The 18,162-nt window shown below is 72.5% G+C and carries 12 protein-coding genes; 3 read left to right on the forward strand and 9 right to left on the reverse strand.

The window, feature by feature from the left end; translation table 11 throughout:
- Positions 1–172: 172 nt before the first annotated feature.
- Entirely contained in the window at positions 173–877 is a 705-nt protein-coding gene (locus ABT232_RS37795) for a hypothetical protein (protein WP_351849188.1), read from the forward strand.
- A 9-nt stretch (positions 878–886) separates the two neighbouring features.
- Here the strand turns inward: ABT232_RS37795 and ABT232_RS37800 are convergent, their stop codons facing one another.
- Positions 887–2,716, reverse strand: coding sequence for a DUF8508 domain-containing protein (locus tag ABT232_RS37800; RefSeq protein ID WP_351849191.1), 1,830 nt, complete (start codon positions 2,714–2,716; stop codon positions 887–889).
- A gap of 332 nt (positions 2,717–3,048) precedes the next feature.
- Between ABT232_RS37800 and ABT232_RS37805 the strand changes: the two genes are divergently transcribed.
- Positions 3,049–4,476 (forward strand): hypothetical protein, encoded by a 1,428-nt coding sequence (locus ABT232_RS37805; protein WP_351849193.1) that lies wholly within the window; start codon positions 3,049–3,051, stop codon positions 4,474–4,476.
- Positions 4,477–4,854: 378 nt separating this feature from the next.
- The gene (locus ABT232_RS37810) at positions 4,855–6,438 is read left to right on the forward strand and encodes a TROVE domain-containing protein (RefSeq protein WP_351849196.1); all 1,584 of its coding nucleotides are present in this window, start codon (positions 4,855–4,857) and stop codon (positions 6,436–6,438) included.
- 6 nt (positions 6,439–6,444) lie between these two features.
- Here ABT232_RS37810 and ABT232_RS37815 read toward each other — a convergent pair whose 3' ends face one another.
- From ABT232_RS37815 to ABT232_RS37850, 8 genes are all read right to left on the reverse strand, one after another.
- Positions 6,445–7,833, reverse strand: a complete 1,389-nt coding sequence (locus ABT232_RS37815) for a TIR domain-containing protein (protein ID WP_351849199.1) — start codon at positions 7,831–7,833, stop codon at positions 6,445–6,447.
- Positions 7,830–11,420: an FxSxx-COOH system tetratricopeptide repeat protein gene (gene fxsT / locus ABT232_RS37820; RefSeq protein WP_351849202.1), complete on the reverse strand. Its 3,591-nt coding sequence runs from the start codon at positions 11,418–11,420 to the stop codon at positions 7,830–7,832. The genes ABT232_RS37815 and fxsT overlap by 4 nt, the downstream gene beginning before the upstream one ends.
- Positions 11,421–11,552: 132 nt before the next feature.
- Entirely contained in the window at positions 11,553–12,767 is a 1,215-nt protein-coding gene (locus tag ABT232_RS37825; protein WP_351849219.1) for a TerD family protein, read from the reverse strand.
- 123 nt (positions 12,768–12,890) lie between these two features.
- Complete coding sequence (locus tag ABT232_RS37830) at positions 12,891–13,880, reverse strand: zinc-dependent alcohol dehydrogenase family protein (RefSeq protein WP_351849205.1); 990 nt, start codon at positions 13,878–13,880, stop codon at positions 12,891–12,893.
- Entirely contained in the window at positions 13,877–14,701 is an 825-nt protein-coding gene (locus ABT232_RS37835) for a carbohydrate ABC transporter permease (RefSeq protein ID WP_351849208.1), read from the reverse strand. The genes ABT232_RS37830 and ABT232_RS37835 overlap by 4 nt, the downstream gene beginning before the upstream one ends.
- Positions 14,698–15,636, reverse strand: a complete 939-nt coding sequence (locus ABT232_RS37840) for a carbohydrate ABC transporter permease (RefSeq protein ID WP_351849211.1) — start codon at positions 15,634–15,636, stop codon at positions 14,698–14,700. The genes ABT232_RS37835 and ABT232_RS37840 overlap by 4 nt, the downstream gene beginning before the upstream one ends.
- A complete protein-coding gene (locus tag ABT232_RS37845) occupies positions 15,633–17,006 on the reverse strand; it encodes an ABC transporter substrate-binding protein (protein WP_351849214.1) in 1,374 nt (457 codons plus the stop codon). The genes ABT232_RS37840 and ABT232_RS37845 overlap by 4 nt, the downstream gene beginning before the upstream one ends.
- Before the next feature lie 76 nt (positions 17,007–17,082).
- Entirely contained in the window at positions 17,083–17,853 is a 771-nt protein-coding gene (locus tag ABT232_RS37850) for a DeoR/GlpR family DNA-binding transcription regulator (RefSeq protein ID WP_351849217.1), read from the reverse strand.
- Positions 17,854–18,162: the final 309 nt, after the last annotated feature.

Genomic DNA, 18,162 nt, shown 5'->3' on the forward strand with positions numbered 1-18,162 from the left:
GTGCTGGCGGCGGCCGGGATACTGCGCCGCCGCGGCGGGCGGTGAGCACGCCCCGGCGAGCGCCTTCGGGTCACCTCCCGAAGGCCGCGCCGGAACACGCTTGACCTGAAGTTCGGTTGAGGTCGGAGGCTGGTCGGTACACGCACCGACCAGCCTCTTTCGGGAGACCGACATGACCCGCCGTACCGACGCCCACCCCGACCTCACCCGCCCGGACGCCCGGGCGCCGTTCTTCAGCACCTGGCGGCTCGGGACGCCCGAGCGGCAGCGGGCGGCCGTCGAGGCGATCGCGCGGACCTGGGAGCGCCGGCCATGGCCCGCCGCCGGGCTGCTCGCCTACCACGTCTACACGGGACGGGACGGCTCCACACTGATGCACCACTCACAGTGGACGAGCGAACAGGCCTACGAGGCATTCGTGAAGACCCACCGGCAGGAACGGGTCGACGAGATCGACACCGCCGTACCCGGCATCGAACGCGTCGCGCTTCACCGCTACCGGCACCACCGCAGCCGCGAACGCGCCGTCGGTGACACCCGGGTGCCCGGGCTGGTCGTGACCGTCCGGATCGACTTCGCGCCGTACGCGGCGGAGCGGCGCGGCGACTGGATCGACGAGGTGGTCAAGGCGCTGGCCGCTGACCCGGTGGGCCACCGCGGCCTGATCTCCGCCCACTTCCACCTCAGCACCGACGGAACCCATGTCCTGAACTACGCCGAGTGGGAGAGCGAGCAGGCCTACGACGACGTGCTCGCCGCTCCCGGCGAAGGCATCGGCGCGCCCACCGAGCAGTGGGAGCGGGTGCGGACGTACCCCGGGGTCCAGGGGTTCACCGGCACCCGCCACACCCACGCCGTGGGCCTGCTGCCCGACTGATCACCCCGGTTACGGGCGGAACCGCAGCACCTGCGGGTCGTGGTCGCTGATCTGGTCGTGGAACTCGGCGTTGAGGTGCACGCTGTCGTACTCGAAGTCGCAGCCGCGCCGGATCGACGGGCTGATCAGGATCTGGTCGAGGACCTGGCTGTTGCCCTGGTAGACGTACGAGTACCGCTCGGAGCGCGGCAGCGACTTGACCGCCGACCACAGCTCGCCGTCGCCCTCCAGGGCCTCGGTCGTGCCGGAGAACTCGAAGTCGTTGATGTCGCCGAGCGCGACCACGTCCGCGTTCTTCTGGGTGGCCAGGACCTCCTTGACGAAGGTGTTCACCGCGGTCGCCTGGAGGTGGCGCTGGGTCTCCGAGCTGCGGGCCGGCGGCTGGTACTGCGAGGTCAGGCCCTGGTCGCCGCCCTTGGAGTTGAAGTGGTTGGCGATCACGAAGACCGTACGGCCGCGGAAGACGAACTCGCCGACCAGCGGCTTGCGGCTGTTGGCCCAGGCCGCGTTCGCCGGGTCGATCCGGCCCGGCGAGACCGTCAGCGCCGCCTTGCCGCGCTCCCGCGTCACCCCGACGGCCGTGCTCGCGTCGCCGCCCGCGCGGTCGGTGAAGGAGACCCGCTCCGGGTTGAACAGGAACACCTGGCGGATGTTGCCGCCCGGCTCGCCGCCGTCGGTCTTGTCCGCCGGGTCGATCGCGCGCCAGTCGTAGCGCGGGCCGCCCGCTGCCACGATCGCGTCGATCAGCTTGGTCACCGTCAGGTCCGCGGCGACCGTGCCGTCGTCGGTGGCGCCGTTGTTGTCCTGGATCTCCTCCAGGGACACGATGTCGGGGGCGCTCAGGTTGTCCACGATCGCGGCGGCGTGCGCGGCGAAGGTGGCGTCGGACGGGTCCAGGTTCTCGACGTTGTACGTCGCGACCGCCAGCTCGCCGTTCTTCTGCTTGCGGGTGGTCTCGCGCTCCAGGCCGCCGCTCGCCAGGGTGCCCAGCTCGTTGGCGACGAGGGTGTAGCCGCCGAACTGGTTGTAGTCCAGCGGGCCGGTGGTGGTGCCCGCGAGGGTGTCGCCGACGTTCGCGTCGGGGAAGTCGGCGGTCTTGCCCAGGGACTGGATCTGGAGCCGGCCGGAGTTCTGGGCGGTGTAGGAGCCGTAGACCGTGCCGCCGCGCCGGTTGTCGTGCTCGTCCGGCTTCACCGTGACCCACAGCTCGGTGTACGGGTCGGTGGCGCCGACCACGCGGGCGTCGGCGACCTGGACGTTCATGCCCTCCAGGGACTCGTAGTAGTCCAGGGCGTAGGAACCGGGGCGCAGCGGCAGCGCGTTGACCGAGCCGTTCGCGGCCGGGTCGCCCTGCGGGCTGTACGCGTCCGGCACCGAGTCGGCGTCGACGACGGCCGGCGCGGGGACGGCGTTGCCGGTGGAGACCACGGTGAACGTCGGCCGGGTGATCTCGGTGATGGCCTGGTTGCCGGAGGAGGTGCCGCCCGGGACGTACTCGGAGACCGTGCCCGACACCGTCACCGCGTCACCGACGGCCACACCCTTGGGCGTGGAGCTGGTGAAGACGAAGACGCCCTCGCTGGTGGCCGCGTCGGCGTCCGGGTTCGGGTCCTGGATCCAGAAGCCCCGCGACGAGCCGTAGGTCCGCACGCCGGTGACGATTCCGGCCACGTCCGCGACCTGCTTGCCGGCGTACGGCGATATCCGGGTGGTGCCCTGGATGTCACGGATGCGCACCGCGTCGGCGTGCGCGGGGGAGGTGAGGACGACGGTCGAGGCCGCGGAGCACACGGCGGCGACGGTGAGCGCGGCGAGGCGCGCGGAAGACTTGCTCGGCAACGGGATCCCTCCGGGGACGTACATGGGCGCCGGGACGAGGGTGGAACGTGACGGACGCGCCGCGAGCGACCGGTGAGGCGGTGGCGACGCGCGTAGAAACCGTGGCCAGTGTGCCCGAGAAGGGGCCAACGGTCACCCCCGATCAGTGAACAGCTGTCCGCCGACTTCTACGCGCGTCAATCTCCTGCCTGTTCCGGCCGGTTGTCAAGGTTTCGGCCATGTACAACCGGCGACCGGGAGATGAACCGGTCGGCATGGGTGGAAATCCGTCTAGGCTGAGCGGCTGAACCACTGGACGTACGCCGCTCAGGCGCCCCTAGGAGAACCAGCCGATGTCAGACAGCTCCCCCTTGCCGCCGGTACGGCTGACCTCCGACGCGGAACTGGCGCGCGACGCGCTGGCCACCCCGCTGCTCTCCCGCGCCGCCCGGCTCGCCCGCTGGGCCGGACCCGACACCCGGGTCGACGCCGGCGGCGGACTGGCCGAGGAGCAACTGCCCGCGGCGGCCGAGGCGCTGGGCCTGACCGGGGACGACGCCGCCGCCCACGCCAGTGAGGCCTGGCGGGTCGCCGTCGACACCGGGCTCGTCGAGATCGTCGACGAGGAGACCGGCACCGTCGCGGCCGGCGGCGACCTCGCGCTGCTCACCGGCGGCTCTCCGCAGGACGTGCTCGGCGTCTGGCAGACCGCGCTGGAGACCGTGCTCGCCGACGCGAGCGTGCCCGACCTCGACGACCTGGTCGACGCCCTCGACGAGGGCGGCCAGGTCGACTTCTCCGCCCTCGACTGGGACCCGGAGGCCGAGGCGGAGTTCCTGGACGGCGTGCTCGCCAACCTCTACCTGCTCACCGTCAGCGAGGACGGCCCCGGCGACACCCCCGTCCCGCTGCCCGCGCTCGCCGCCTCGGTCATCGTCCCCGGCGACATGGGCGAACCCAGCAACGCCGTCCTGGAACAGGTCTCCGACGCGATGATGCGCCTGGACGACCAGTTCCGGCTGCTGGAACCGGTGGGACTCGTGGAGTACCAGCCGGTCGACGAGGCGCTGATGTCCGACACCGACGAGGAGCCTGGCGCACCCGTCGACGACACCGACGTCTCCCGCTACGGCATGGTGCGGCTCACCCCGCTCGGCCGGTACGGACTGCGCGCCCGGCTGCTGGAGGCCGGGTTCGACGCACCCGCCGTCGGTGAACTCTCCGACAAGGGCGCCGACACGCTGCTCGACGGCACCTCCGGGTTCGGGCCGCGCGCCGCGCAGGCCGAGACCGAGCAGTGGCTCGCCCGGCGCGAACCCCTGGCCGCCGCCCGCGAGTTGCTGTCCGCCGCCCGTGGCGCCGACGCCGGGGCGCCGCTGCGCCGGCTGCGCTGCCAGCAGGCGCTGTCCCTGGTCGGCGCCGACGCCGAGCCCGCGCTGCGCGAGGTGCTGGACGACGCCGAACTCGGCGGCCTCGCCCGGGTGTGGCTCAGCGAGCACGGCGCCGCGCAGGTGCCGCCGCCGTCCGAGGCGATGATCTACTGGCTGACCGTCGACACCCTCGCCGCCCAGCTCGCCGCCGAGGGCAACTCCGAGGAACTCCAGGCCCTCGTCGAAGGCCTGGCCGAGCAGCACAGCGGCTTCTTCGCGGCGGCCTGGCGGGTGGACCACCCGGCGACCGCGGACGTCCTGGAGGCGATGGGGCGCATCCACCCCGACAAGAAGATCGCCAAGGAGGCGCGCAAAGCGGCGTTCAAGGCACGCTCGCAGCAGGGGAACTAATTCGCTCGCCCGGCCCGCGGCCGCCCTCCTAAAGTGATCCGTGTCCAGGCGCGAAGGCGAAGACCCGCACGCCGGACACCAGATGCTCGGCACCTCCCGGTGCGAGGGCGGCGGCTCCTTCTTTTCCAGAGAATCCCATGCCGCAGCCCACCTGATCTCGGGAGGCGCAGCTCTCGGTGGGTGCCCGGTGCGAAGGCAGCGGATACTTCCGGACCTGATGAGAAATCGTGCGGGTTCGAATCCCGTCATCGGCGTACGGCCGATGTGGCGGAACTGGAAGACGCGTCAGGCTATGTCGCCGCCGCCGACTTCTGTTCTCGGGCACCTTCCCTTTGCTGCGCCTCCCTCCGAACGACACCGAATTCGGGGGAATTCGACATGGCGCGATTCAACACGCGGGCCGCGAAGGCCCAGCCCGTCTCGCCGGTGACGACCACCGGCCGTACGCTGCGCACCCACCAGGGCGGCCGGGGCCACGAGCGCGACGCGCGGTCCGAGCTGTTCCTGCTCGCCGTCGCCAACCTCGTCTCCCAGCAGACCTTCCACGAGTCCGGCGACGCCCGCGACGACCGCTACGCGCGGCTCGTGCGCGAACTCGCCGTCTCCGACCCGTCCTGGACGGCCGGACTGCTCGGCTGGCTGCGCGGCGAGGGCAACCTGCGCACAGCGGCCCTGGTCGGCGCCGCCGAGTACGTGAAGGCACGGCTCGACGCGGGCGCCACCGACGGCCCCGCCAACCGCCAGGTCGTCGACTCCGTGCTCCAGCGCCCCGACGAGCCCGGCGAACTGCTCGCCTACTGGACCTCGTCCTACGGCCGCGCCGTCCCGAAGCCGGTCAAGCGAGGAGTCGCCGACGCCGTACGACGGCTCTACAGCGGCAAGGCGCTGCTGAAGTACGACACCCCCTCCAAGGGCTACCGCTTCGGCGACATCCTCAACCTGGTGCACGCCGCGCCGGACCCGGACAAGCCCTGGCAGGGCGAGCTGTTCCGGTACGCCCTCGACCGGCGGCACCACCCGGAGAACGCCCGGCCGCCCGCGTCCAGCACCGTGCTCACCGCGCACCGCGAGCTGATGGCGGTACCGGTCGAGCAGCGGCGCGCCCTCGTCACGGCACCCGGCGGCGCCGAGCGGCTGGCGGCGGCCGGGATGACCTGGGAGGCGCTGGCCGGCTGGCTCCAGGGGCCGATGGACAAGGCGGCCTGGGAGGCCGTGATCCCGTCCATGGGCACCATGGCGCTCGTGCGCAACCTGCGGAACTTCGACGAGGCCGGAGTGTCCGACGAGGTCGCGGCACGGGTCGCCGCGCGGATCGCCGACCCGGAGGAGGTACGCCGCTCGCGGCAGTTCCCCTTCCGCTACCTGGCCGCCCACCAGCACGCCCCGTCGCTGCGCTGGGCGTACCCGCTGGAGCGGGCGCTCGGCCACTCGCTGGCCAACGTGCCCGCGCTGCCCGGCCGCACCCTGGTGCTGGTCGACCGCTCCGGCTCGATGTTCTGGTCGCGGCTCTCCGACCGCTCCGAGCTCAACCGGGCCGACGCGGCGGCCGTCTTCGGCACGGCGCTCGCGCTGCGGGCCGCGCGGGCGGACCTCGTCGAGTTCGGCACCACCAGCAACGCGGTGGCCTTCCGCAAGGGCGAGTCGGTGCTGAGGATCCTCGGCCGCTTCGGCGACCTCGGCGGCACCGACACCACCGAGGCGGTGCGCCGGCACTACCGCAAGCACGACCGGGTGCTGATCGTCACCGACGAGCAGTACACCCACCACCGCCACGGCGGCCCGACCGAGCAGATCCCGGCCCACGTCCCGGTCTACACCTGGAACCTCGCCGGCTATCGCGCGGGCCACGGCCCGTCCGGCACCGGCAACCGGCACACGTTCGGCGGTCTCTCGGACGCCGCGTTCCGGATGGTCCCGCTGCTGGAGGCGGGACGGGACGCGGCGTGGCCGTGGGCGGTGTGAGGGCCGCTACTCCTTGCCGGCGGCGGCCATCTCACTGACGAGCTTGCGCACCCGGAGGGCCTCGGAGCTGCCCAGCTCCAGGTCCTCCAGGGCGGTGGCCAGCGGTTCGTAGCCGCCGAAATGGCTCTCGCAGGCGGCGAGCACCTTGAAGAGCCACACGCGCAGCGGATAGGTGGGGTCCGGGTACGCCTCCTTCGGGATGGCGGTGCGCTCCAGCCACAGGGCGCGGATCACCGGGTCACGGACCGAGGAGGCGACCACCAGGTTGTCCACCAGCGCGCGGTCCACGGCCCGGACGTCGCTCGGCGCGGCCGGGTCCTCCTCGGTGGCGGCGGCCGACGGGTGAACCGGTGCGGTGACCGCCGCGACCAGGATCTCCTGGACCGCTGACGCGTCGGGAATGCCGTACAGGGCGTTGCCCAGCAGCGGGCGGAAGCCCTCCGGGACGGCCTCTTCGGAGACGTGTTCGATGAAGAAGGGCACGAGACGCGGCAGATCGAGCGAGAACTCCTGGTCGGCGTAGGCGGCGTCCAGCGTGTCCTTCGTCAGGTCCCCGGTGGTCAGGCTGTGCCGCGACACCAGGAGCACGACCCGGTTCGCCCGGCGCAACGCCTGCCGCAGCCGCTCGGGATGACCGCTCTCGCCGCTGTGCAGCTCCAGCGCGTCGACCGTCCCCAGCCGCTCCAGCTCGACATAGGCCCACTGACCCCAGTCGCGGTTCCCGGCGGTGTACGCGACCACGTAGTCCACGGGCAGCAGGGACTCCGGCCCGAACGGCGGGCGAAGTCCGGTGGTCTCCTCGACGGCGATGGCCGGGATCCGCGCCCGGTGCGCGTCGGCGATGAGCGCGGCCACCTCCCGCACGATGCCCCGGTACTCGTCGGATCCCGGGTCGTCCGCCTTGTACGGGACGAGATGCAGCAGGCCGTGCTTCTCGTAGGTGGTGTCCGGGGTGCGCCGGACGTACTGGAAGGCGTTGACGGCGTCCGGCCACTCCTGCGTGCCGCGCTGCCAGAGCACGCCGATGAGGCACGGGACGGTGCCGCCGCCGTCGCGGTAGCGCTTCTCCCGTGCGGTGAAGACCGTCCACTCACGGGCGCACCAGCGGCTGTGGAAGTAGCTGGGCGAGTACAGCACCAGCATGGCCCGCGTCGTGCACACGCCGTTGCGGACCACTCGCTCCTCCCAGCGTTCACCCGCCGTGATGTCCTTGAAGTCGACGAAGCCCTGCCCCGGCATGTGCTTGCCGAGCACCCCCCGCACCTGCGACTGGACATCGTCGTGGAACCGTCTGACCAGCGGGAAGTTCACCTCCTGCTCGGAGTAGCCGGTGAAGTACCAGTGCGGGATGGGAGCCGGCGGGCCGGGCACGACGGGCGGGGGCGGGGCGGTCACGGCCGGCCCTGACGGCGCTCGGACTGCCTGCGGCGCTCCAACTCCTCCGCGACGCGGCGGGCCTCGTCGACCGCGGGGCTGCCCGGTTCCAGCGCTTCCAGCGCCTCCACCAGCGGAAGCAGGGACCCGGAGGCCGACCGCACGGTCCGCACCACCTCGTAGAGCAGCGTGCGCAGGGACACCTCGCCCCGTGAGAGGTGCATCGGGCGGCCGGTGTCCGCACCGATCAGAGACAGCCACAGCTCGCGGCCCTCACGCTGCTGCAGGCCGGCCGAACGCTCCAGCGCGTTGACGAGACGACGTGTCAGCAGGTCCTCGCCGCTGTCGCTGCCGGCGGACGAGCCGGGGAACTCCGGGCCCCGGCTCGGCGCCGTCGGTGCGGTGAGGGCGAAGCGCAGCAGCTCGCGGGCGGCGTCCGAGTCCAGGTCGTACAGGGACGGGACCACTTCCTCGCGCAGGGCGTGCGGCAGCCGCTCCGGTTCGACGAGGTGGACGAGGAGCGGGACGAAGCGGCGACGGCCCAGCGAGTGCCCGAGGCGCAGCTCGGCCCAGTCGGCGGCCGTCCACGAGCGGTGCGCCATCCGCTCGAGGTACGCGGGGGACAGCAGCGCCAGGACGATACGGGAGTCCTGCGCGAGGGGACGCCCCGGATGGGTGTCCTCCGCCTCCATCGTCACCCGGTGGCCGAGGCTCAGCAGTTCGTGCCGCACCCACCTGGCCCAGAACTCGTCGTCCGTCACATAGCTCACCAGCACGCTCGTCGGTTCGGGCAGCGAGCCGGCGACGCGACCGGGCCGCGGCTCGGTCGCGGGGTCCTTCTCGGCCACGGGCGCCTCGCGTGGTGGCGTGCGGAGCACCGACGCCGTGAGCTGGTCGTCGAGGAGGCGGTCGACGACCTCGGCGCGCGACAGACCCGGCGGGAGTCGCCGGCGCATCCGCGTCGCCAGCTGTGGGGCCCCGGCCCGGTCCAGGCAGTCGGCCAGCAGGACCGCCGTGCGCTGCGTGTCGGGGTGCTCCTCACCGTATGCCTCGGCCTGCTGGGCGTGGGCGTCCCGAGCCGCCGACAGCGCCGGCACCGTCTCGCCCGCGGCGAAGTGCAGGGCGGCCTTCAGAGCGGCGGTGCGCAGGGTCCGCGGGGCGTCGGGGCCGAGGACGTCACGCTGCCAGTCGAGCAGTTCGGCGGTGAGCCGCAGCGCGGACCCGGCCGCGTCCGCGCGGAACAGGACGACGGCGAGGACGGCGACGGTGTCCATGGTCTCGGCATGCCGCCGGCCGAAGAGCTGAGTCTGCTCCTGGAGGATGCCCTCCAGCCGGCCGAGGGCCAGCTCGTGCATGCCGAGGCGGCTGAGCGTGGCGCTCAGGGCCACCCGGGCCCGCAGGGCGGCCGCCGAGGCCGGGCCCGAGGAACGGCTGTGCCAGTGCACCAGGTCCTCGCGCAGTCCTCGGGCCTGCCGCAGCGCGTCGGGGTGGCCGTCCGCCTCCAGCAGGGCGGCCACCTGGGCGGCGGCGGCCATGGTGTGGGCCTCGTCCGAGCCGTAGACCCGCCGGTAGCGCTGGAACACGTCCTCCGCCAGCTCCAGTGCCTTGCCGCTCTTGTCCGTGGCCTGGAGGAGGGGCACCAGGACGGAGGCCAGGGCGAGGGTGCGGGGGTGGTCGGGGCCGAGGACGACCTGCATCGAGTGGAGGGTGCGCGAGCCCAGCTCCGTGGCGGCGTCCGGCTCGTCCAGCGCGCCGAGGACCGCTGTGAGGTGCGCGGCGACCGTCAGCGTCTCCGGATCCACCCCGCCGTGGATCCGGTTCAGTTCCTCCATCAGTCCTTCCAGGAGCGGCCGCGCCTCGGCCGGCTCACCGCTCTCGTCCAGGGCCCGTGCCAGGCTCGCCGTCAGGTCCAGGGTGAGTGCCGCCTTCGCGCCGAACCGCTCCGAGCAGGCGGTGCGCAGCAGGCCGAGCCGGGACGGGACACCGGCCGGTTCGCCGTGCTCCAGCAGCCACAGACAGCCCGTGTGTACCGCCTCGTACCCTTCCGGCCTGGTCAGGTCGCGCGGCTCGACGGCCATCAGATGCGGCAGCAGCGGCACCCAGGATTCCGGGCCCTCGGACCGGGACGGCAGCGCCGCCACCAGCAGCGCCTGCGCGCCCAGCGCGGCGGTGTCCCGGTCGGGCGGGGAGAGCCGGTCGCGCACGGCGGTGACGGTGAGCGGATGGAGCTGGACCGTGTCGCCGTCCACCTGGACGAGCCCCAGACCCCCGATGGCCTCCAGTACCCGCTCGCGGACCAGCGGGTCGCGCGCCACCGACCGCAGCGGCGCAGGGGTCCAGTCGGGCAGCGGGCCGCCGTGCCGGAGCGGGAACGGTTCCGGTGCGAGGAGGGAGAGCGCCGTCACCAGCGGCTCGGCCTCGGGGACGCGCGGCGCCAGCAGGTCGAGGGCCAGCCGGACCGTGGTCTGCAGGGAGCGGGGAGCGGTGCCCGTGACCTCGGTGGCCGGCAGCGCCCTGCGGTAGGCGCCCACCGGCACCCCGGCCCCGATGATGCTCGCGGCCTGGGACAGCGCGAGCGGCATACCGCCCACGTCGGCCGCCAGTTGTCCGGCGTCGGCGCGGCTCAGGGACGGCACCAGTTCCCGGAGCAGGGACACCGACTCCTCGGTGCTGAGGCGGCCCACCTCGATCAGCCGCGTTGGCGAGGGCCAGCCGGTGCCCCGCGACGTGATCAGGATCTGCCCGTTGTCGGCGACCTCCAGCAGTTCCGGCGGCAGCTCCGCCCGTGAGCCGAGGTCGTCGAAGACCAGCAGCCAGCGCCCGCGGGTGCGCAGTTCGGCGACGAGGGCGAGCAGTGCCTCGGCGGCGCGGGTGTCCGCGCCGGCCGCGCCGGTGCGGGCGGCCAGACCGGCGAGCCGGGCGGCGACCGGCTCGTGATCCGCCCGGATCCACCAGACCAGCTCGTACTCCCCGGCGAAGCGGTGCGCGTACTCCACGGCCAGCTGGGTCTTGCCGATCCCCGGCTCGCCCACCAGGGCGACCACGGCCTGCTCCGTCAGGGCCGTACGCACCTCGGACAGGAGCGCGCCGCGGCCGACGAAACCGTCCGAGCGGCGCGGGACGTTCCAGATACGGGGCAGGCTGCCCGGCAGGCGGGGGCTGCTGGCGCCCAGCCGGCGCAGGACGCGGGAGCCGGGCGGGCCGTCCGGGGCCACGGCACGCAGTACGGCGTCGCGGGCGGCGTGCTCGTCCAGTCCGGTGAGGCGTACCGACCGCAGGCCGCGCAGATCGTCGAGGCCGTCCGTGAGCGGAGTGTCGTCGAGCCGCACGGGTACGACGGTGATCCCGGAGGCGAGCGCCTGCTCCCGTTCCCGCTGGGCCCAGCGGCTGGACCGGGAGGACGCCGAGACCAGCACCAGCATGTGCCGGGCGTTTCGCAGCGCGGTACTGATCGCCGTGTCCCAGCGGGCGCCCGGAGGGATCCGCGCGGTGTCCAGCCCGACGGACAGGCCGGCGTCCTGGAGATGCCAGGCGATCCACTCGGCCCAGGCGCGGTCGTCCCGCGCGTAACTGATGAACCATTCCCCCGCCCGGCTCTCAACAGCCATGCGCCCGCCCCTCGTTGGACTCCTGTCCCAGAGATTACGGGGGCACGGTGAAGCGGCGGGACGAATCGGCGAACCACCCCCCGAGGGTGCCCGGACGGCGGGCCGGGCGGCACCCTCGGGGCTTCGGGGCCGCTACAGGGCCTGGGCCGCGGGCTTGACCATGTTGCGGACCGTGCGTGCCTTCACGAAGTCGCCCATGGCCGTCATCTCCCACTCGCCGGAGTACTGGCGGATCAGCTTCGCCATCATCACGCCGGTCTGCGGCTCGGCGCTGGTGAGGTCGAAGCGGACCAGTTCCTCGCCGGTCGTGGCGTCCATCAGACGGCAGTAGGCCTTGGCGACCTCGGTGAACTTCTGGCCGGAGAACGAGTTCACGGTGAAGACCAGGCCGCTGACGTCCATCGGGAGGCGGCCGAGGTCGACGGTGATGACCTCGTCGTCGCCGCCGCCCTCGCCGGTCAGGTTGTCTCCCGAGTGCCGGATCGCGCCGCCGACGATGGTCAGCTTGCCGAAGTAGCAGCTGTCGATGTGGTTGCGCTGCGGGCCGTAGGCGATGACCGAGGCGTCCAGGTCGATGTCCTTGCCGCGGTACGCCGGCTCCCAGCCGAGGCCCATCTTGACCTGGGAGAGCAGCGGGCGGCCGCCCTTCATCAGGGACACGGTCTGGTTCTTCTGGAGGCTGACCCGGCCCTTGTCCAGGTTGATCTTCCCGGCGCCGGGGGCGGGGGCGGGCGGAGCGGCCGGGGCGGCCGGAGGAGTGGCGGGGACCGGCGGCACCGCCAGACGCGGGTCCGTCGCCGCGGGCTGGGCGGGGGCCGGGGGCGGGGTGACCGGCTGTGCCGCCGGGGCGGCGGGCTCCTCCACGCTGACGCCGAAGTCGGTGGCGATGCCGGCCAGGCCGTCGGCGTAGCCCTGGCCGACCGCGCGGGCCTTCCACTGGCCGTTGCGCAGATAGACCTCCACGATCACCAGGGCCGTCTCGGAGCCGAGCTGCGGGGGCGTGAAGGTGGCCAGGACCGAGCCGTCGTCGGCGTTGCGGATGGTCGCCGTCGGTTCGATGCCCTGGAAGGTCTGGCCGGCCGCGTCGGGGCTGGCCGTGACGACGATCTTCTCGATGCCCGGGGGGACGGCGCCGGTGTCCACCGTGATCGCGTCCGGGGCGCTGCCGCCGCCGGAGCGGTACGTCACGCCGGGGCCCGTGGGCTGGTTGTAGAAGATGAAGTCGTCGTCGGAGCGCACCTTGCCGTCGGCGGTGAGCAGCAGGCCCGAAACGTCGAGCCGGACGGGGGCGCCGACGTCCACCGACACGCGGGCGGCGGAGAGAGGGATGTTCGAGCCGGGGGTCATAGCTGTCATGCCTCGTAGAACGAGCGAGGGCGTTTTACCGTTCCCTTACCAGGGTCCATTCGGTGGGAGGGGGCTCCCCGGCCGGGTCGTCGCCCCCGCCGCCCCCACCCGTCCCAGCGACGGTCACGGCACCACGACGATCTTCCTCCCCACCCCCTGCGCGAACTGCTCCAGTGCCTGCGGGTAGCGGTCCAGCGGGATGCGGTCGCTGATGAAGATCTCCGGGTCCAGGACGCCGTTCGCGAAGAGTTCCGCCGCGCGTTCGAAGCTGTGCAGGACGGCCATGGAGCCGGTGATGGTGATCTCCTGGTTGTAGATGCGGTACGGGTCGATCGTCACGCGGGTCGCGTAGTCGGCCACGCCGAACTGGAGGAAGGTGCCCGCCTTGGCCACCCGGCCCAGGCCGTCCTGGATCGCCGCCGCGTTGCCGGTGGCGTCGATCACCACGTCCCAGCCCTGCGGGCGGTCCAGCTCGTCCGGGTTCGCGGCGGCCGCCGAGACGCCCAGGCGGCGGGCCGTCTCCAGGCGGGACGGGTTCACGTCCACCACGTCCACGCAGGCCGCGCCGGTCCGCTTGGCCAGCTCCAGCATCATCAGGCCCATCGTGCCGGAGCCGTAGATCAGGACGTGCGCGCCGAGGCGGGAGCGCAGCACGTCGTAGCCGCGGACCGCGCAGGACAGGGGCTCCACCAGCGCCGCGTCCTGGGTGCGGATGTGCTCGGGGAGGCGTACGCAGTTGGCGACCGGGGCGACGGCGTAGCGGGCCGCGCCGCCCGCCGTGGTGACGCCGATCGCGGCCCAGCGTTCGCAGAGGTTGTTGTGGCCCGTGCGGCAGTAGCGACACTCGTGGCAGTAGAGGGAGGGGTCGACCGCCACGCGGTCGCCCACCGACAGCTCCGTGACCTGGGTGCCGACGCCGACCACCTCGCCGGCGAACTCGTGCCCGGGCACGATCGGCAGCTTCGGGGCGAACTCGCCCTGGAGGATGTGCAGGTCCGTGCCGCACAGTCCGCAGGCGGCGACCTCGACGACGACCTCGCGCGGGCCCGGCGTCGGATCCGGCACCTCGGCGACGACGGCCCGGCCCACGGACTCGATGACGGCGGCCTTCATTTCACGGCTCCCAACGACAGGCCCTGGACCAGCTTGTCCTGGGCGGCGAACCCCGCGGCGAGCACCGGCAGGGAGATCACGAGCGACGCGGCGCACACCTTCGCCAGGAACAGGCCCTGGCTGGTGATGAAGCCGGTCAGGAAGACGGGCGCGGTCTCGGCGACGACCCCGGTGAGCACCCGGGCGAAGAGCAGTTCGTTCCAGCTGAAGATGAAGCAGATCAGGGCCGTCGCCGCGATGCCGGGCAGGGCGATGGGGGCCACCACGCGGGTGAGGACCGTCGGCAGGCGTGCCCCGTCCACCCGGGCCGCCTCGATCACCGCGACCGGGACCTCGGCGAGGAAGGACTGCATCATCCACACCGCGATCGGCAGGTTCATGGAGGTGTAGAGGACGACCAGCAGCCAGATGTTGTCCAGCAGGCCCGCGTCCCGCGCGAAGAGGTAGATCGGCAGGAGTCCCGCGACCACCGGCAGCATCTTGGTGGAGAGGAAGAAGAACAGCACGTCCGTCCACTTGCGGACGCGGCGGATCGACAGCGCGTACGCCGCCGGGAGGGCGAGGAGCAGGACCAGCAGCGTCGACGCCACCGACGCCACGGTCGAGTTGATCAGCGCCGGCCAGGGGCTCGCGCCGCCCGAGACGCCGAAGAACTCGCGGTAGCCGTCGAGGGTGAGGGAGGCGGTGAGGGAGGGCGGGTTGGTCGCCGCGTCCGCCTCCGAGTGGAAGGACGTCAGCGCCATCCAGGCGATCGGCAGGAAGAACCCGATCCCGGCCAGCCAGGCCAGCAGGGTCGGCCAGGTGCGGCGTACGGCGTTCACGCGCGGGACACCTCCTCGCGGAAGAGGGACGACACGACCCGCAGCGCGAAGGTCGCGATGACGAGGGAGCCGATGACCACCAGGACGCCCGCGGCCGAGGCGAGGCCGTTCTCGTGGGCCTGGTAGAAGCTCTGGTAGACGGTGTAGGGCAGGTTGGCGGTGCCGAGGCCGCCGGAGGTGATCGTGAAGACGGCGTCGAAGTTCTGCACGATGTGGATCGAGCCGAGCAGGGCGCCGAGTTCGAGGTAGCGGCGCAGGTGGGGGAGGGTCAGATGGCGGAAGATCTGCCAGTCGCTCGCGCCGTCCACCCGCGCGGCCTCGATCTGCTGCGGGTCCCGGCTCTGCAGTCCGGCGAGCAGGATCAGCATCATGAACGGGGTCCACTGCCAGACCAGGGACGCCTCGACGGCGAGCAGCGGGGTGTTGGAGATCCAGTCCGGCTGCGGTCCGCCGACATAGCTCAGCAGACCGTTCAGCAGGCCGTACTCGGGGTTGTAGAGGACGTGCTTCCAGAGCAGCGCGGCCGCGACCGGCACCACCAGGAACGGGGCGATCAGCAGCGTGCGCACCACGCCCCGGCCCCGGAACCGGCGGTCCAGGAGCAGCGCCAGCAGCAGGCCCAGAACCAGGCTGACCAGCACCACCGTCGCCGTCAGCAGGATCGTCGTGCCGACCGAGTGGCGCAGGTCGGCATCGGTGAGGACCTGGCGGTAGTTGTCGACGCCGGTGAAGCCGCGGGCGTCGGGGTAGAGGGCGTTCCAGTCGAAGAAGGAGATCACCAGCGTGGCCACGAACGGCAGCTGGGTCACCACGATCATGAAGATCAGGGCGGGCAGGAGCGGTGCGCGCGTCGCCCAGGCGCGCAGGCGGGCCTTCGGCGTGCCCGAGGTGCGTACGGGGGTGGCGGCCGCGGGGGCCGTCGTCGTCACGGTCATCGTCCCTCGTACTCCTCGGAGATGCGCTCGGCGAGCTGCTGGGACCTGTCCAGGGCCTGCTCGACGGACTGGCGTCCGGCGATGGCCGCGCTGATCTCCTGGGAGACCTGGGTGCCGAGGTCGGTGAACTCCGGGATGCCGACGAACTGGATGCCGGGCGCGGGGCGCGGCTGGACGCCGGGGTCGTCCGGGCGGGCCCCCTCGATGGCCGCGCGGGTCATCTCCTGGAAGGCGGCGGCCTCCGCGCGGTAGGCGGGGCGGTCGTAGGTCGACGCCCGCTTGCCGGCCGGGACGTTGGACCAGCCGATCTCCTCGCCGACCAGTTCCTCGTACTCCTTGCTCGACGCCCAGGAGACGAACTTCCACGCCTTGTCGGGGTTGCGGGAGGCGTTCTGGATGCCCCAGGCCCAGGTGTAGAGCCAGCCGGAGGACTCGGTGCGCTCGACGGGCGCGGGGGCGTAGCCCACCTTGCCCTTGACGGGGGAGCCGGAGGCTTCGAGCAGGCCGGCGGCGGAGGTGGCGTCGTACCACATGGCGACCTTGCCCTGGGTCATGTTGTTGAGGCACTCGGCGAACCCGGACTGGGCGGCACCGGACTCGCCGTGCGCGCGCACCAGGTCGACATAGAACTTCGTCGCCTTCTCGAACTCGGGCGAGTCCAGGCGCGCCTTCCAGTCCTCGTCGAACCAGGTGCCGCCGAAGGTGTTCACGACCGTGGTGAGCGGTGCCATCACCTCGCCCCAGCCGGGCAGGCCGCGCAGGCAGATGCCCTTCATGCCGGGTTCGGCGCCGTCCGTCCGCGCGGCGAGGTCGGCCACCTGCTGCCAGGTGGGGTGCTCAGGCATGGTCAGGCCCTCGCGGGCGAAGACGTCCTTGCGGTACATCAGGAACGACGACTCGCCGTAGAAGGGCTGGCCGTAGAGCTTGCCGTCGTCGCCGGTCAGCGACTGGCGCATCGGCTTGAGGACGTCCTGCTCGTCGTACGACGGGTCCTTCGCGACGTAGGAGTCCATCTCCTTCAGCCAGCCGTTGCGGGCGTAGATCGGTGTCTCGTAGTTGGAGAGGGTGGCGACGTCGTACTGGCCGGCCTGGTTGGCGAAGTCCTGGCTGATCTTGTCGCGGACGTCGTTCTCGGGCAGCACGGTGAAGTTGACCTCGATGCCGGTCTCCGCGGTGAAGTGCGCCGCGGTGAGCTTCTGCAACTCGGTCATCTGGGGGTTGTTGACCATGAGGACGTTGATGGCGTCACCGCCGGATCCGGCCCCGCCCGCTCCGACCCAGCAGCCGGAGAGCAGCGGGGCGAGCAGCGTCCCTGCGACGGCCGTGGCGAGCGTGGCTCGCGGTGGTCGTCGTCGGCTCTGGGTTCGCATGGATCGCTCCTGGACGTATGGGGAGATAAGGGGCGTCGTCAGGTGTGACGGGCCCCGGCAGGGAGGGAGTGGTGTGTCAGACGCGGATGACCTGGGGGCCCAGCAGGGAGTAGCGGTGGGCCTCCGCCGACGGCAGCAGCGTGCTCGTCACGATCGCCTCCAGCGCGCCGATCTCCGCGAACCGGCAGAAGCTCACCGCGCCGAACTTGGTGTGCACGCCCGCGAACACCGTGCGCCGCGCGGCCCGCACCGCCTGCGCCTTGACCTCGCCGACCGCCGGGTCGGGAGTGGTCAGGCCGTGCTCGCGGGAGATGCCGTTGGCGCCGATGTAGGCCAGGTCGACGACGAAGCCGGCCAGCATCTTCGTCGTCCAGTGGTCCACGGTGGCGAGGGTGCCGGCGCGGACCCGGCCGCCGAGCAGCAGCACCGAGACGTGGTCCGCCCCGGCGAGCGCGCCCGCGACCGGCAGGGAGGCGGTGACCACGGTCAGCGGCCGGTCGCGGGGCAGGGCCTCGGCGATGAGCTGCGGGGTGAAGCCCTCGTCGACGAAGACCGTCTCGGCGTCGCCGAGCAGTTCGGCGGCGGCGGTCGCGATCCGGCGCTTCTCGGGCACGTGACTGGTGGCGCGGAAGGAGAGCGTCGTCTCGAACCCGGCGCTCTCCACGGGGTAGGCCCCGCCGTGCGTACGGCGCACCAGGCCGTGGTCCTCCAGGACGCGCAGATCCCGTCGTACGGTCTCCCTGGCCACGCCCAGTTCGGCGGCGAGCGCGGTGACGTCGACCGAGCCGGTGGCACGGACGACCCGCACGATCTCGCGCCGCCGCTCCTCCGTCGTCGTCATGGCCATGGCCGGAACCCGCCTCCTCGCCTCGCTGCCCGGTACTGCCCGTTCGGGCCCGGTGGGGCCCTTGGGGGAAGTTCTACAGCGGGGGCCGGGAGCTGACCAGGCCTGTTGCCGGGCCGATGCTGCCCGCTTGTGCCCGTTCGGCGCGGCCGGTGCCCGGCGCGGACCTGCGGGATCGCGGGGCGGGGTGTGGGAGCGGGCGGCCGGTGCGCCCGAATGCGGCGGCGGGGGGGGGCGGGGCGGGGGCGCCCCCCCCCCCGGGTGTGAGTATAAGAAAAAAACAAAAAAAGGAGCCGCAGAAAAAAGATGCGA

It is taken from the genome of Streptomyces sp. NPDC001532, assembly GCF_040298625.1.
Classification (GTDB): Bacteria; Actinomycetota; Actinomycetes; order Streptomycetales; family Streptomycetaceae; genus Streptomyces.

What these genes read in the sequence shown, in the direction of transcription:
- ABT232_RS37795 (WP_351849188.1), top strand. Translation starts at nt 173, where the DNA reads ATGACCCGCCGTACCGACGCCCACCCCGACCTCACCCGCCCGGACGCC.
- ABT232_RS37805 (WP_351849193.1), top strand. Translation starts at nt 3,049, where the DNA reads ATGTCAGACAGCTCCCCCTTGCCGCCGGTACGGCTGACCTCCGACGCG.
- ABT232_RS37810 (WP_351849196.1), top strand. Translation starts at nt 4,855, where the DNA reads ATGGCGCGATTCAACACGCGGGCCGCGAAGGCCCAGCCCGTCTCGCCG.
- fxsT (WP_351849202.1), bottom strand. Translation starts at nt 11,420, where the DNA reads ATGGCTGTTGAGAGCCGGGCGGGGGAATGGTTCATCAGTTACGCGCGG.
- ABT232_RS37825 (WP_351849219.1), bottom strand. Translation starts at nt 12,767, where the DNA reads ATGACCCCCGGCTCGAACATCCCTCTCTCCGCCGCCCGCGTGTCGGTG.
- ABT232_RS37830 (WP_351849205.1), bottom strand. Translation starts at nt 13,880, where the DNA reads ATGAAGGCCGCCGTCATCGAGTCCGTGGGCCGGGCCGTCGTCGCCGAG.
- ABT232_RS37840 (WP_351849211.1), bottom strand. Translation starts at nt 15,636, where the DNA reads ATGACCGTGACGACGACGGCCCCCGCGGCCGCCACCCCCGTACGCACC.
- ABT232_RS37845 (WP_351849214.1), bottom strand. Translation starts at nt 17,006, where the DNA reads ATGCGAACCCAGAGCCGACGACGACCACCGCGAGCCACGCTCGCCACG.
- ABT232_RS37850 (WP_351849217.1), bottom strand. Translation starts at nt 17,853, where the DNA reads ATGGCCATGACGACGACGGAGGAGCGGCGGCGCGAGATCGTGCGGGTC.